This window comes from Rhizobium sp. FG113 (assembly GCF_057809895.1).
On the sequence record NZ_JBMDKV010000003.1, the window covers coordinates 144,165 to 159,470 of the forward strand.

General features: G+C 62.8%; 14 protein-coding genes. 12 read left to right on the forward strand and 2 right to left on the reverse strand.

The window, feature by feature from the left end; all coding sequences use genetic code 11:
• Positions 1-40: 40 nt before the first annotated feature.
• Both xth and erpA read right to left on the reverse strand, forming a co-directional pair.
• On the reverse strand, positions 41-832 hold the full coding sequence (xth, locus tag ACODTZ_RS10940; protein WP_112979587.1) for an exodeoxyribonuclease III: 792 nt from the start codon (positions 830-832) through the stop codon (positions 41-43).
• Between the two features lie 121 nt (positions 833-953).
• Entirely contained in the window at positions 954-1,286 is a 333-nt protein-coding gene (gene erpA, locus ACODTZ_RS10945) for an iron-sulfur cluster insertion protein ErpA (protein WP_112425268.1), read from the reverse strand.
• Between the two features lie 219 nt (positions 1,287-1,505).
• Here erpA and ACODTZ_RS10950 point away from each other — a divergent pair, with 219 nt between their 5' ends.
• The 12 genes from ACODTZ_RS10950 to ACODTZ_RS11005 all read left to right on the forward strand — a co-directional run bounded on the left by ACODTZ_RS10950 (position 1,506) and on the right by ACODTZ_RS11005 (position 15,216).
• The gene (locus tag ACODTZ_RS10950) at positions 1,506-2,723 is read left to right on the forward strand and encodes a deoxyguanosinetriphosphate triphosphohydrolase (protein ID WP_489025713.1); all 1,218 of its coding nucleotides are present in this window, start codon (positions 1,506-1,508) and stop codon (positions 2,721-2,723) included.
• A 65-nt stretch (positions 2,724-2,788) separates the two neighbouring features.
• A complete protein-coding gene (gene argS, locus ACODTZ_RS10955; RefSeq protein ID WP_209189930.1) occupies positions 2,789-4,546 on the forward strand; it encodes an arginine--tRNA ligase in 1,758 nt (585 codons plus the stop codon).
• Positions 4,547-4,605: 59 nt separating this feature from the next.
• A complete protein-coding gene (locus ACODTZ_RS10960; RefSeq protein WP_489025715.1) occupies positions 4,606-7,704 on the forward strand; it encodes an SPOR domain-containing protein in 3,099 nt (1,032 codons plus the stop codon).
• 141 nt (positions 7,705-7,845) lie between these two features.
• Positions 7,846-8,859 (forward strand): beta-N-acetylhexosaminidase, encoded by a 1,014-nt coding sequence (gene nagZ / locus ACODTZ_RS10965; protein WP_489025716.1) that lies wholly within the window; start codon positions 7,846-7,848, stop codon positions 8,857-8,859.
• A gap of 72 nt (positions 8,860-8,931) precedes the next feature.
• Positions 8,932-9,744, forward strand: coding sequence for a segregation and condensation protein A (locus ACODTZ_RS10970; RefSeq protein ID WP_113012215.1), 813 nt, complete (start codon positions 8,932-8,934; stop codon positions 9,742-9,744).
• The gene (scpB, locus tag ACODTZ_RS10975) at positions 9,741-10,460 is read left to right on the forward strand and encodes an SMC-Scp complex subunit ScpB (RefSeq protein WP_489025718.1); all 720 of its coding nucleotides are present in this window, start codon (positions 9,741-9,743) and stop codon (positions 10,458-10,460) included. The genes ACODTZ_RS10970 and scpB overlap by 4 nt, the downstream gene beginning before the upstream one ends.
• 186 nt (positions 10,461-10,646) lie before the next feature.
• A complete protein-coding gene (locus tag ACODTZ_RS10980; protein ID WP_047510174.1) occupies positions 10,647-10,856 on the forward strand; it encodes a twin-arginine translocase TatA/TatE family subunit in 210 nt (69 codons plus the stop codon).
• A gap of 48 nt (positions 10,857-10,904) precedes the next feature.
• Entirely contained in the window at positions 10,905-11,579 is a 675-nt protein-coding gene (gene tatB / locus ACODTZ_RS10985) for a Sec-independent protein translocase protein TatB (RefSeq protein WP_489025720.1), read from the forward strand.
• On the forward strand, positions 11,576-12,403 hold the full coding sequence (gene tatC, locus ACODTZ_RS10990; RefSeq protein WP_489025721.1) for a twin-arginine translocase subunit TatC: 828 nt from the start codon (positions 11,576-11,578) through the stop codon (positions 12,401-12,403). Before tatB ends, tatC begins: the two co-directional genes overlap by 4 nt.
• A 97-nt stretch (positions 12,404-12,500) precedes the next feature.
• A complete protein-coding gene (gene serS / locus ACODTZ_RS10995; protein WP_489025723.1) occupies positions 12,501-13,784 on the forward strand; it encodes a serine--tRNA ligase in 1,284 nt (427 codons plus the stop codon).
• A 4-nt stretch (positions 13,785-13,788) separates the two neighbouring features.
• Positions 13,789-14,556: a 5'/3'-nucleotidase SurE gene (gene surE, locus ACODTZ_RS11000; RefSeq protein ID WP_111561384.1), complete on the forward strand. Its 768-nt coding sequence runs from the start codon at positions 13,789-13,791 to the stop codon at positions 14,554-14,556.
• Between the two features lie 6 nt (positions 14,557-14,562).
• Positions 14,563-15,216: a protein-L-isoaspartate(D-aspartate) O-methyltransferase gene (locus ACODTZ_RS11005; RefSeq protein ID WP_489025725.1), complete on the forward strand. Its 654-nt coding sequence runs from the start codon at positions 14,563-14,565 to the stop codon at positions 15,214-15,216.
• The last annotated feature ends 90 nt before the right edge of the window (positions 15,217-15,306 follow it).

Here is a 15,306-nt window from a genome sequence, read left to right on the forward strand (position 1 = left end):
GGATCGCCGAGATCCGGCCTCGATTGGTGCCGCCTAGCTCTTAGGCCGCGAAATCGAAATAGGCGACCACAGGCACGTGGTCGGAAGGCTTCTCCCAAGCACGCACATGTTTTTCGATGGCCGTCGAGGTCATCCGGTCGGCGGCCTCCGGCGATAGCATCAGGTGATCGATGCGAATGCCGTTGTTCTTCGGCCACGCGCCGGCCTGATAATCCCAGAACGTATACGCCGGCACCGCATCCGTCGTCGCACGCACCGCATCGGTCAGCCCCAGGCTCTCGAGCCTGCGAAACGCCTCGCGCGTCTGCGGCAGGAACAGCGCGTCGTTCTCCCACACCTTGGGGTCGAAGCAATCATGCGGCTCGGGGATGACGTTGTAGTCGCCGGCAAGGATCAGGATTTCCTCGTAAGCCAGCCGCTCGGCCGCGAATGTGCGCAGCCGCTCCATCCAGGCGAGCTTGTAGCTGTATTTCTCGGTCTCGACGGGATTGCCGTTCGGCAGATAGAGGCAGCAGACGCGGGCAACGCGATTTCCGGGAATGGAGAACACCGCTTCCAGAAAACGTGCCTGCTCGTCCAGCGGATCGCCCGGTAGACCGCGCGTCACCTCGTCCGGCTTGGTCTTGGATAGAATGGCGACGCCGTTGAAGCCCTTCTGCCCATGCGTCTCCACATGATAGCCTAGAGCCTCGATCTCCAGCCGCGGAAAGCCTTCGTCGACCGTCTTGATCTCCTGCAGGCAGGCGATATCGGGGTTCGAATCCTTCAGCCATTGCGTGAGATTGTCGATGCGCGCCTTGACGCCGTTGATGTTCCAGGTCGCGATCTTCATTCTTTTGTCCCGTTCCGCTTTGACGTCTTCTTCTAGCGTGGTCTTGAGACAAGCGACAAGACGTTAAACCGGCCGGAAGGCAATCTTCGGCCGGTTCTGTGTGGATAGCGGGAGAGGGTGGTCAGATCGAGAAGCTGGTGCCGCAGCCGCAGCTTGCGACCGCGTTCGGGTTCTTGATCTGGAAGGACTGGCCGAGCAGGTTATCGACGAAATCGATCTCCGAGCCCGCCATGTAGATCAGCGACATGCTGTCGATCAGCACCTTCGCGTCGTTCTTCTCGACGATCACGTCGTCGTCCTGGATGCCGTCGGTCAGGTCGAACTTGTAGGAAAAACCCGAACAGCCGCCGCCTTCGACGGAGACGCGCAGCGCGCTCTTGCCGGGGTCGCTGCCGACAATGGTGGCGATTCGCTTCGCAGCCGCGTCGGAAAGGGTTACACTTGCTTCGGTCATGTCTGCTCCTGCCGGGGTCAAGATCCGGAGAGAATAGTGGTCCAGCCATCAATATAAACGGCTGTTTTTCAATGCTATCGCGCCTTATATCATGAAAGCGCGGCCCGCGGCAAAGTGGGCGATACGTCGTCTCTTTGCCGTTTATGCTCTCTATAGGTATGAAGAGCGTATGGCGGCGTCAATGGGCGTTAGCCTGGACATGGCGAGTGACGGTGAAGAATGACGATCGACAGACGTGCATTAGGCTTCGGTAACAGCGACAGGGCAATCTACGCGGCTGACCCGTGGACGACGCGTGGGCGGCTTTATCCCGAAAATTCCAGCCCGACCCGCTCGGACTTCCAGCGCGACCGCGACCGCATCGTCCACACGACCGCCTTCCGGCGCCTCAAGCACAAGACCCAAGTCTTCATCGCCCAGGATGGCGATCATTATCGTACGCGCCTCACGCACACGATCGAGGTTGCCCAGATCGCTCGCGCGCTGGCAAGGGCGCTGAAGCTCGACGAGGATCTGGCGGAAGGCGTTGCCCTCGTGCACGATTTCGGCCACACGCCCTTCGGCCACACCGGCGAGGACGCCCTGCACGAGGTGCTGCTGCCCTATGGCGGTTTCGACCACAATGCCCAGTCGCTGCGCATCGTTACCAAGCTCGAACGCCGCTACGCCGATTTCGACGGCATCAACCTGACCTGGGAGAGCCTGGAAGGGCTGGTCAAACACAACGGCCCGCTATTGACCAAGGACGGAACGGGCACGCGCGGCCCCGTGCCGCAGCCGATCCTCGATTACTGCGAGATCCACGATCTCCAGCTCGACACCTTCGCCAGCCTGGAAGCCCAGGTTGCCGCGATCGCCGACGATATCGCCTACAACACCCACGATATCGATGACGGCCTGCGCTCTGGCTATCTCACCTTCGACATGCTGGAGGATATCCCGTTCCTGGCCGGCCTGATGGCCGAGGTGAGGGAGCGCTACCCCACGCTGGAGCCGAGCCGCTTCACGCACGAAATCATGCGCCGCCAGATCACCCGCATGGTCGAAGACGTGATCTCGGTCGCGCAGGAGCGCCTGTCCGAGATCCGCCCCGAAAGCGCCGACGACGTCAGGCACGCCAACCGCGTGATCGCGACGTTCTCGGAGGGCATGGCCGAGACGGACAGGCAGATCAAGGCGATGCTCTTCAAGCGCATCTACCGCCATCCGGACATCATGCGCATCCGATCAGGCGCCGCGCAGATCGTCACCGACCTGTTTTCGGCCTACATGGCCAACCCCAAGGAGATGCAGAGCCACTATTGGGTGGATCACATCGCGGGGCTGGCAGAGGCGCCGAAGGCGCGCCATGTTGGCGATTATCTCGCCGGCATGACCGATACCTACGCCATCAGCGCCCACAGGCGATTGTTTGACCAGACTCCCGATTTGCGCTAGGCAGCGGTCGCTCGGCAAAGGCCGGGCGGATGCCGTGTGGCACAGCCTATGCATGGAAGAGTGCGATGAACCTTTTTACCGATTTCGAAGCCAGGATTAAAACCGCCCTTGAACAGATCGATCTGGTCAAGGAAAAGCGATCCGAGCTGGATTTCGGACGCATTGCCGTCGAGCCGCCGCGTGATGCGAGCCACGGCGATGTCGCGACCAATGCGGCGATGGTGCTTGCCAAGCCGCTCGGCACCAATCCGCGCGCGCTGGCCGAAATCATCACCGAAAAGTTGAAGGAAGATCCAGACGTCGCCGAAGTGTCGGTCGCGGGCCCTGGCTTCATCAACGTCAGGATAGCCGTCGGCTACTGGCAGCGCCTTCTGGCCTCGATGATCACTGCTGGCACCGATTACGGTCGCTCGACGATGGGTGAGGGCCGCAAGGTGAACGTCGAATACGTCTCGGCCAATCCGACCGGCCCGATGCATGTCGGCCATTGCCGTGGCGCCGTCGTCGGCGACGCGCTGGCCAACCTCTTGTCCTTCGCCGGCTTCGACGTCACCAAGGAATATTACATCAACGATGCCGGCTCGCAGATCGACGTCTTGGCACGCTCCGTCTTCCTGCGCTACCGCGAGGCGCTCGGCGAAAAGATCGGCGAGATTCCGGCTGGCCTCTATCCGGGCGATTATCTCGTGCCGGTGGGCGAAGCGCTGGCGCGTGACTACGGCGTCAAGCTGCACAACATGCCCGAGGATCAGTGGATGCCGCTGGTCAAGGATCGCACCATCGATGCGATGATGGTGATGATCCGCGAGGATCTGGAGGCGTTGAACGTCCATCACGACGTGTTCTTCTCCGAGCGCACGCTGCACGCCAATGGCGCTGCCGCCATCCGCACGGCGATCAACGACCTGACCTTCAAGGGCCATGTCTACAAGGGTACGCTGCCGCCGCCGAAGGGTCAGCTGCCGGAAGATTGGGAAGATCGCGAACAGACCCTGTTCCGCTCGACGGAAGTCGGGGACGACATGGACCGTCCGCTGATCAAGTCAGACGGCTCCTACACCTATTTCGCCGCCGACGTCGCATACTTCAAGAACAAGTTCGATCGCGGCTTCAGCGAGATGATCTACGTGCTCGGCGCCGACCATGGCGGCTACGTCAAGCGCCTGGAGGCGGTCGCGCGTGGCGTGTCGGAAGGCAAGGCCAAGCTTACCGTTCTGCTGTGCCAGCTGGTCAAGCTGTTCCGCGATGGCGAACCGGTGAAGATGTCGAAGCGCTCGGGCGACTTCGTGACGCTGCGCGATGTGGTCGAGGAAGTCGGCCGCGATTCGGTACGGTTCATGATGCTGTATAGAAAGAGCTCGGAGCCGTTGGACTTCGATTTCGCCAAAGTAACGGAGCAGTCGAAAGACAATCCGGTCTTTTACGTACAGTACGCGCACGCCCGTTGCATGTCTGTCTTCAGGCAGGCGAAGGAGGCGTTTCCGGATCTCGACGTGTCGCCTGAGATCCTCGCCAAAGCCGTGTCCGGAATCTCGGATCCTGCGGAATTACAATTGGTTGCGAAGGTTGCCGAGTTCCCTCGGCTGGTCGAGGCGGCGGCTCAATCGCAAGAGCCGCATCGTGTCGTATTCTACCTCTATGATCTTGCCAGTTCTTTCCATGCTCATTGGAATAAGGGCAAGGATCAGGTAGACTTACGATTTATTAACGATAAGAGCCGAGAGTCTAGTATTACCAGACTAGGGCTGGTGTACGCCGTTGCGTCCGTTTTGAAGTCGGGTCTTGCCATCGCAGGAACGGCTGCGCCGGAAGAGATGCGGTAGCGTCACCATTTACCCACAATGCGCTGGCACGAAACCTTTGCATTTGCGAGTGGATGAGTATGGCAGATAAACAGCGGGCGTATGACACGCGTAACGATGCGAACCTCTTTGCTGACGACGATCCCCTTGCGGAGCTTGCGCGTATCGTCGGTTTTGAGCCCCGTGTAGCGGCAAACACCGTCGAAGCGGCGCCAAGGCAGGAGCCTGCCTTCAATCTCGAAGACGAACTGCTGCGCGAGTTCGAGCGTTACGACGCTCCGACCGCGCCTGCAGTCGTCGCTCATCCGATCGAGACGGCTTACGCTCAGCCTGAGCCCGTAGTCTATGCCGAGCCGGAGCCCGTCACCTACGACGAGCCCGAGCCGCACTACGAGCCCGCACAGCACTACGAGCCTTCGCAGCACTACGAGCAGGCGCCGCGCTACGAGGCCGAGCCGGTTCACTACGAAGCGCCGGTTGTCTCGGAACGGGTCGAAGACGAGGCCTTGCCTGCCGTCGAGCAGTCGTCTGTCATCGAGCAGCCCGATGCCCGCGCGATCCTCTCGTCCGCCGATTGGGCGGCAAGCGTCTCGCGTCCTGCGGAGCCTGTCTCCGGCGGCGCTCGCGATCTGATCGAGGAGCTCGAGCTTTCGATCAGCGCCGCACCGGCACCGGTTCAGCCCGCCAAGGCGCCGCAGTGGTCGGCCGCAAGCATCCGCTTGCCGATCGCCAATTTCCATCCGTCTCGCCGCGAAGAGCCGGTCGCAGCGCCTGTTGCCGCCCAGGCACCTGTCGTCGAGCCGGTAGCTGTTGCTCCGCGCTTCGAAGCGCCGGCCGCCGCAAGCTTCCCCGCTGAAATCGACCGTCATGAGCCGTCATTCGTCGTCGAGCAGCCCGTCGCTGAGCCGATCGTCGAACCTGTCGTCGACCACAGCGCATTCGATCTGGCCGCTGCCGCCAAGGATGGCGACGTCAAGGCCGATGCCGCGCTGACGGAAGCCGTCACCGAAGTCGACGATATCGCCTTCGATATCGATGACCTCCTGGCTGATGTTTCGCAGTATCCGGTTACCGCTCGCGAAGCTGCGCCCGTGGAGACCCAGCCGGTCGCCCCGGTCATCCACGCGCCGATCCCTGCACCGGCCTATGTGCCCGAGCCGCCCGTCGCCGTCGCTCCTGTAGCGGCAGCACCCGTAGCACCTCGCTATGCACCCGAGCCGCAGCCGGTCGTCGCCAAGGCCGCACCTGACGCGGAAGACCCGTTCGCCGGCCACGACTTCGAGCTGGATCTCGAAGGTATCGAGCTTGAGCTCGCCGACCTCGATTTCGTCGAGCCTGTTGTTGCCGAAGAGATCGAACAGCCGAAGCCGCAGCCTGTAGCAGCACCCGTGGCCTACCAGTCGGCAGTCCGCCAGCCGGAGCCTGTCGCGCAGCCGGCACCCGCACCTTATCAGCCGTCCGCCCCGGCACAGGCTTATCAGGCACCGACCTACCAGGCGCCGACCTATCAGTCAGCCGCGCCGGTCTACCGTTCGCCGGAGCCCGCAGCGCCTGCAGCACCGTCCTACCGCGCGCCGGCACCGGTCGCCGACACGACGGAAGAGCTGCCCTTCGATCCGTCGATGATCTCCGACGCGGAGTATCAGATGGAAGCGGTCGAGATGCATGTCCCGACGCTGCCGCCGGTCGAAAAGCACGAACCCGTTCCCGCGATGTCGGATTTCGATTTCGACGTGGATTCGGAAATCGCAAACCTGCTGACGCCAGCCAAGCCGGTCGAAGCACCCGCAAAGCCGGCTCAGGACATCCGTGCCCGCGCCCAGGCCTCTGTCGCCGCCGTGGCATCCGTTGCACGGCCGCAGCCGTCGCAGCCGCAGGCCCAGAGCTTCGATGAATTCGAACGCGCGCTGGAGGAAGATTTCCGCCGCAGCGTCAACGAGCCCGTACAGCAGCGTCGCGAGACGGTGTCCGAAGTTCAGATCCAGTCGGCGAGCGACGCCGAGGATATGAGCCGCGCCCGCTCGATGAAGCGCATGCTGGCGGCAGCCGCTGCCATCGTCATTTTCGGCGGCGTCGCCTATGCCGGCTATTCCTTCCTGGCCCGCGACGGCGGCCTCGGTATCGCCACCGGCGAACCGCGCGTGATCGTGGCCGACAAGGACCCGGTCAAGGTCGTTCCGGAAAACCCGGGTGGCAAGACCGTTCCGAACCAGGACAAGGCTGTCTACGACAGCGTTGGTGGCGCCGCCACCGAAGCCCCGAAGCAGAAGTCGCTGGTATCAAGCGACGAGCAGCCGGTTGACGTCGTTCAGCGCACACTGACGCCGGAAACGCTGCCTGAAGACAACGACGCGCCGATGCCATCCATGGCAACGCCCGTCGGCGACACCGAGGATCCGCGCCTGCTGCCGAACGATAGCGCCACCGATACGGCCGCTGCCGCTCCATCGGATGCCGATCGTTCGCCGTCGGTCTCGGCGCGCAAGGTCCGCACCATGATCGTCAAGCCGGACGGCACGCTCGTCGCCCGCGACGAGCCCGTGCCGGAGCCTGCTGCGTCCTCGCTGCCGAAGCCCACCTCGGTGCAGACGCAGAAGATCGCCGCAGGTGGTGCATCGGCTTCCGCCCCGACGATCGAACAGCTGGCATCCGCCGACATTCGCTCGACGCCGGTCGAAGGTGCGACGCCGACCGCAAAGCAGACCTCCGAGAACGTGCTTGCCAAGGCCGCGGCGGCAACGCCTGACAGCGTCAACCCGCCGGTCCGTGCCGTAACCAGCACCAAGACCGACACCGCGCCGACCCCGGCATCGCGTCCGGGTGCCTCGGCTCTCGCACCTGCAACGGCAGCACCGGCACCAGCTGCCCAGGCACCGAAGGAAGTCGCGGCGGTTCCGCCGGCAGCGGCACAGGCCCAGCCGACCACGGCCGCTCCTGGCAGCTACGGCGTCCAGATCGCATCGCTGCCGTCTGAAGCCGAAGCCAAGAAGTCCTATGCAAGCCTGTCGAAGAAGTTCGGCGGCGTGCTGGCCGGCATGCCTTACGAAATCCGCAAGGCTGACATCGCCGGCAAGGGCACCTATTACCGCCTGCGCATCACTGCCGGTTCCAAGGACGAAGCGGCCGCGATCTGCGAAAAGTATCGCGCAGCCGGCGGCTCCTGCCTGATTTCGAAGTAAGGCTCGAAACTGAATTGATTGAGAGCGGCGGGGCCTACCCGCCGCTCTTTTCGTTTGTAGGGTTCTCTTTTGTGCCCTTCTTTTTTGTGAATGGCAGTTGACGCTGCTCGCATTTCGCCAAGGCGTCTCTATGATTCGGGTATGACCGAATCAAAAGCGATGATCCTTGGCTGTAGCGGCCTTTCCCTGACGCCCGAAGAGAAGGCCTTCTACGCGGGCGAGCGCCCCTGGGGCTTCATCCTGTTCGGCCGCAATATTTCCGAGCCGCAGCAGATATCGGACCTCGTGGCCGAGATGCGCGAAAGCGTCGGCTGGCACGCGCCGGTGCTGATCGATCAGGAGGGCGGCCGCGTCCAGCGCATTCGCCCGCCGATCCTGCCGCATTATCCCGCTGGCCAGCAACTGGGCGACCTCTATCGAGAGGACCGGGAAAAGGGCAAGCGCGCGGCCTGGCTGATGTCGCGCCTGCACGCCTTCGATCTCTCGAAATTCGGCATCAACGTCGATTGCCTGCCCGTGCTGGATGTGCCGGTCGAAGGCAGCAGCAACGTCATCGGCAACCGTGCCTACGGCATGGACCCGAAAACGGTGACGGATATGGGCATCGCTGCATCCGAGGGCCTGAAGGCCGGCGGCGTTCTCTCGGTCATGAAGCACATGCCCGGCCACGGCCGTGGCTTTGCCGATTCCCATCACGAGCTCCCGGTCGTCCGCGTCTCGCGCGAGGAACTGGAAGCCCATGACTTCCCGCCATTCATCGCCATGAAGGACGAACTGATGGCAATGACCTGCCATCTCGTTTTCACCGCGATCGACCCGGAAAATCCGGCCACCACCTCGCGCAAGGTCATCGACGGCATCATCCGCGAGCATATCGGCTTCAAAGGCCTGTTGCTTTCCGATGATAGTTCGATGAACGCGCTGAGCGGCACGCTTGGCGAGCGCGCGGCGAATATCATTGCGGGCGGGTGCGATATCGTGCTGCATTGCAATGGTCATATGGATGAGATGCTTGAGGTCGTCGCCAACGTGCCGCTGCTGCAAGGTGGAGCGCTCGAACGTGCCAAGCGCGTGGAGCAGGGGTTCCCGACGGCCGATAGCGCCGACGAGGCCGCGATCCGCGCCGAATTCGATGCGATGTGTGCGACGGTCTGATCGCGAAAGGAACGAGACGACGTGACGACGACGACAAAGGTTCAGGATCGCCCGCAGACATCGGCAACGCCGATGGACAAGCTGTGGCAGGACGGCGGCGCCGACCGCGCCTCGACGGATCCAGCGCTGTTGATCGATGTCGCCGGCTTCGAAGGCCCGCTCGACCTCCTTCTCCATCTGGCCCGCACCCAGAAGGTCGATCTGTCCCGTATTTCCGTGCTGGCGCTCGCCGAGCAATATCTGCTGTTTATCGACAGCGCCCGCCGCATCCGCATCGAGCTTGCAGCCGACTATCTGGTCATGGCGGCATGGCTCGCCTACCTGAAGTCGCGCCTGCTCATTCCGCAGCAGGTCAAGGACGACGGCCCCTCCGGTGAAGAGATGGCGGCATCGCTGGCGTTTCGCCTGAAGCGCCTGGAAGCGATGCGCGAGGCGGCCGGCGGTCTGGTAAACCGCAACCGTCTCGGCCGCGACGTGCTTGCCCGTGGCGCGCCCGAGCATATCCCCGATCGTCACCAATCCGCCTACGACGCCAGCCTCTACGATCTGCTGACTGCCTATGCCTCGCTGCGCCAGCGCCAGGCGGTGACGCAGGTCACGATTGCGCGCCGCACGGTCTGGTCGCTCACCGAAGCGCGCGAGCTGCTGACGCGCCTGATCGGTGAGATCGGCGACTGGACGGCGCTCGAGCAGCATATATTGACCTACATGGTTTCGCCCGAGGACCGGGTGACGGCAATCGCCAGCGCCTTTGCCGCGTCGCTTGAGCTCGCGCGCGAAGGCAAGATCGAAATCCGCCAGGAAGGTGTCTTCGAGCCGATCTATATGCGGCGAGGACCGAACCATGCCACGGTGCAGGTCGTCGAACAGGAGCTGCCGGCGTGAGCGATCTGGAAGACACCGATCTGGAAAATGGCGACAACGAACGCACCGGGGATGACACCGTCCACGACGAGAGCGAGGCCGCGCGCATCGCCGAGGCCCTCGTCTTCGCCTCGGCCCAGCCCGTCTCGGAAGCCTTCATTAGCGATCGCCTGCCTAGAGCATTCGACGTGCGCGCCATCATGCTGCGGCTGCAGCAGGAGTATGCCCATCGCGGCGTCAATCTGGTGAGGGTCGACGATGCCTGGGCGTTCCGCACCGCCGCCGACCTCTCCTTCGTCATCCGCCGCGATGAAAACGAGGTGCGCAAGCTCTCGCGCGCCGCACTTGAGGTTCTCGCCATCATCGCCTATCACCAGCCGGTGACGCGCGCCGAGATCGAGGATATCCGCGGCGTGCAGACGTCGCGCGGCACGCTGGATGTGCTGATGGAAGCCGGTTGGGTGCGTTTTCGCGGCCGCCGCCGCACGCCGGGACGTCCGGTGACGCTCGGCACCACCCGCGACTTCCTCGATCACTTCGGGCTTGAGGAACTGCGCGACCTGCCGGGTATCGAGGAATTGAAGGGGGCAGGGCTGCTCTCCGGCCGTATCCCGGCCAATTTCAACATTCCTTCGCCGTCGATGAACGATGAGCTGACAGAGGACGAGGACCCCATCACGCAGATGGATCTCGAGGAACTGGGCCTTCTGGCGCCCGGCGGCGCGACCGAGGAATAGCCGGCTCCGTGTCTTTGTTTCGCCACTGGAAGCGAAAACAATTGTCTTCACGACTTTTCGACCGGGGACTATCTTGTCACGATGGTCGATACCGTGACATTAAGCGTCTATCTACGGGGAATTAGATGTTGGATTTGATGTCGGGTATTCTTACATCAATAGAGCATCACAACAGGAGTTAGCGTAATGGGTTCTTTTAGCATGTGGCACTGGCTGATCGTTCTGGTCATCGTGCTGTTGCTCTTCGGTCGCGGCAAGATTCCGGAATTGATGGGTGATGTTGCCAAGGGCATCAAGAGCTTCAAGAAGGGCATGAACGACGAGGACGCGCCCGAAGCTTCGAGCACGACCACCGCAGGCAAGACCGTCGATCACAAGGCCGACGAAACGAAGTAACCACGTCCGGGCAGCGCCGCCCCCGCGTTTCCCGTTCAGGAGCCTTGAATGTTCGATATTGGCTGGACCGAGCTGCTTGTCATCGCGGTCGTATTGATTGTCGTGGTGGGTCCCAAGGATCTGCCCCCGATGCTTCGTGCTTTCGGCAAGATGACGCAGCGCGCCCGCAAGGTCGCCGGCGAATTCCGTGCCCAGTTCGACGAGGCGCTGCGCGAAGCCGATATGGACGACGTGCGCCAGACGCTGAGCGACGCGCAGAAGCTCAATCCCGTCAACACGCTGCGCGAGGCGATGAATCCGCTTCGCCAGATGGGCAACGAGATCAAGGCCGATCTGCAGCGCTCGACAACGGTCGATAGCAAGACGGAAGCGCCGCTTGGTCTTATGCCGGCGCCCGAGGTCGCACCGACCGAGACGCCCGCAGTCATGCCGGCTCCGACGCCGGTGCCATCAGCATCGGCTGCCGTGCCTGAGGCTGCAGCGGCAAAGCCCGCCCGCAAGCCCCGCGCCAAGGCCGCCGACAAGGCGGACGCTGTAGCCGCCGTCGCGGTTACCCCGGCCGAAAAGCCGAAGCGTGCAGCTGCAAAGCCCGCGGCCGTCAAGGCGGCTCCGGCTCCGGCCAAGGCTGCTCCCGCAAAGAAGACGGTCGCCGCAAAGCCGGCAGCTGTCGCCACGGCCGCGCCGAAGAAGCCGGCAGCGAAGAAAAAGAAAGATGAAGCATGAGCGGTGATATCGAAGACAAGCCGCAGCCGTTGATCGAGCACCTGATGGAGCTGCGCACGCGGCTCATGTGGTCGATCGGCGCCTTCTTCGCTGCCTTCATCGTCTGCTTCATTTTCGCCAAGCATCTCTTCAATGCGCTGGTCTTCCCCTACAAATGGGCGGTCCAGTGGGCGCATCTCGATGTCTCCAAGGCGCAGCTGATCTACACGGCGCCGCAGGAATTCTTCTTCACCCAGGTGAAGGTGGCGATGTTTGGCGGTCTCGTGATCGCCTTTCCGATCATCGCCGCGCAGATCTACAAGTTCGTGGCCCCCGGCCTCTACAAGAACGAGCGTTCGGCCTTCCTGCCGTTCCTGATCGCCTCTCCGATCCTGTTCCTGATGGGCGCCGCACTCGTCTATTTCTTCTTCACGCCGATGGTCATGTGGTTCTTCCTGACCATGCAGCAGGCGCCGGGCGAGGGCGACGTCGCCATCTCGCTCCTGCCGAAGGTCTCTGAATATCTCAGCCTCATCATGACGCTGGTCTTCTCCTTCGGCCTGGTCTTCCAGCTTCCCGTCATCACCACGCTGCTTGCCCGCGTCGGCCTGCTGACCTCGGACTGGCTGCGCGAGAAGCGCAAGTTCGCGATCGTCATGGCCTTCATCGTCGCGGCGGTGCTGACCCCGCCCGATCCGATGTCCCAGATCGGCCTTGCGCTGCCGACCATCATTCTCTACGAGATTGCCATCTACGCGGCGCGACTCGTGGAACGCCAGCGTGCGCGCGATGCGGCCACCGAGGCTGAAGGGTCCCAGGACGTTGCCAAGGCGGACAACGTCTAGCGTGACCGCAATTCCTCGATGAGCGCTTTCCAATATCCGGTCGAGGCCCGGTCAGGCTTTGGCCGGGTCATCCTTTTTGTAACGACCTGGAACGACGATGCTCGATATCAAATGGATCCGTGAGAATCCCGAAGCCCTCGACGCGGCACTTGCCAAGCGTGGTGCCGAGCCCCTGTCTGAAAGCCTGATCGCGCTGGACGAAAAGCGCCGCACGGCTGTACAGAAGGTCCAGGACATGCTGTCCCGCCGCAACGCCGCCTCCAAGGAGATCGGCGCTGCCATGGCGCAGAAGAACACCGAGCTGGCCGAGAAGCTGAAGGCCGAGGTCGCCGACCTTAAGGTCCTGCTGCCGGCCGCCGAGGAAGACGATCGCGCCTTCTCCGAAGAGCTGAACGACGCCCTCTCGCGCATCCCCAACGTCCCCCATGACGACGTCCCCGTCGGCAAGGACGAGGCCGACAACGTCGTGACGCGTGTCACCGGCGAGAAGCCGCGTTGGAACCATACGCCTAGGGAACACTACGAAATCGGCGAAGCGCTCGGCTACATGGATTTCGAAACCGCCGCCAAGCTCTCCGGCTCGCGCTTCACCGTATTGACCGGCCCGCTGGCAAGGCTGGAGCGGGCGCTTGGCCAGTTCATGATCGACCTGCACACCAGCGAGCACGGCTACACCGAAGTCAGCTCGCCGCTGATGGTGCGCGACGAAGCGGTCTTCGGCGTGGGCCAGCTGCCGAAATTCGCCGAGGACATGTTTCGCACCACGGACGGCCGCTGGCTGATCCCGACCGCGGAAGTCACACTCACCAACCTCGTGCGCGAGCAAATCCTCGAGCACGACAAGCTGCCGCTGCGCTTCACCGCGCTGACCCCGTCCTTCCGCTCGGAAGCAGGTTCGGCCGGCCGCGACACCCGCGGCATGCTGCGCCAGCACCAGTTCTGGAAGTGCGAGCTGGTCTCGATCACCGACGCCGAAAGCTCGATCGCCGAGCATGAGCGCATGACGGCTTGCGCAGAGGAAGTGCTGAAGCGCCTCGGCCTGCATTTCCGCACGCTGACGCTTTGCACCGGCGACATGGGCTTCGGCTCGCGCAAGACCTACGATCTCGAGGTCTGGCTGCCCGGCCAGAACACCTACCGCGAAATCTCGTCCTGCTCGGTCTGCGGCGATTTCCAGGCGCGGCGCATGAACACGCGCTATCGCGGCAAGGAAGACAAGACCAACCGCTTCGTTCACACGCTGAACGGCTCCGGCACCGCCGTCGGCCGCTGCCTGATCGCGGTTCTGGAAAACTATCTGAACGAGGATGGCTCGGTGACCATCCCCGACGTGCTGGTACCCTACATGGGCGGCCTGACGAAGATCGAAAAGGCGGCTTGAGACCATGCGCATTCTGCTTACCAACGACGACGGCATTCACGCGGAAGGCCTTGCGGCGCTGGAGCGGATTGCGCGCACACTCTCCGACGATGTCTGGATCGTCGCGCCCGAGACCGACCAGAGCGGTCTCGCGCATTCGCTGAGCCTGTCGGAGCCGCTGCGCCTGCGAAAGATCTCCGACAAGCACTTCGCGCTGCGCGGCACGCCGACCGATTGCGTCATCATGGGCATCAAGCAGGTGATGGAGATCAAGCCCGATCTCGTGCTGTCGGGCGTCAATGCCGGCTCGAACGTCGCTGACGACGTCACCTATTCCGGCACGATCGCCGGCGCCATCGAAGGCACGATGCAGGGCGTGCGCTCCTTTGCGTTGAGCCAGGCTTACATTCGCGAAGGCGACCAGCGCATCCTTCCCTGGGAAGTCTGCGAGACGCATGCGCCGGCGCTGCTCAACAAGTTGATGTCGGTCGATCTGCCCGAGGGGACTTTCCTCAATCTCAATTTCCCGAACTGCGCGCCTGACGAAGTCGAGGGCACGGAAGTGACCGCGCAGGGCAAGCTCGCCTTCAATCTGGAGGTCGATGCCCGCGCCGATGGTCGCGGCTTTCCCTACTACTGGCTGAAGTTCGGCGAGCGCGCCGGCGCCTTCGTTGACGGCACTGATGTCAACGCGCTCAAGAATAGAAAGATTTCGGTAACGCCTTTGAAACTGGATCTGACCGATTATTCCGTACAGGACCGCGTGGCGCGGGCGCTTTCGGGTACGGAGTAAATCGCATTGGCGGCACGTCTGGTGGAGAAGGAAGAGTTTGCGGCACTCGTTTTGAGGCTGCGGGCCGAAGGCGTGTCCGATCTTGATCTGCTGACGGCGGTCGAGCAGGCGCCGCGCTCGCTCTTCGTGCCACCGCAACTCGCAGAGCAGGCCTATTCCAGCCGCACCATCCCGATCGAATGCGGCTCCTTCCTCGAAGGCGTCGATTTCGCCGTCCGCGTCCTGCATCACCTAAGGGTGAAACCCGGCCAGCGTGTGCTGGAAGTGGGCACCGGCAGCGGCTTCATGACGGCCGTAATGGCTCGCATGGCAGAGCGCGTGCTCACCATCGACCGCTACAAGACGCTGACCTCGAATGCCCAGAAGCGTTTCGAGACGCTCGGCATCCGCAACATCATCGTTCGTCAGGCTGATGGCAGTGCTGGCCTGCAGGGCGAGGGCACCTTCGACCGCATCCTCGTCACCGCTGCCTTCGAGAGCATGCCGCGCTTCTATGCCGACCAGCTGGTTTCCGGTGGTTCGATGATCGCGCCGCTGATCATCTCCGAGACCGAATGTCGCCTCGTTCGCCTGACCAAGACCGGCAGCCGCTTCGAGCGAGAGGAGTTGTTCAACTCCCCATACCTGCCGATTGTTCCGCGCGTCGCCTCGCAACTCTGATCGCGTCGTCGCTATGGTTAGCGATTTGTCAAAAAACGCAAGCTGATGTTTCCGCCTTAACCGGTTGGTAATGCTAACGCGCTTTAATCA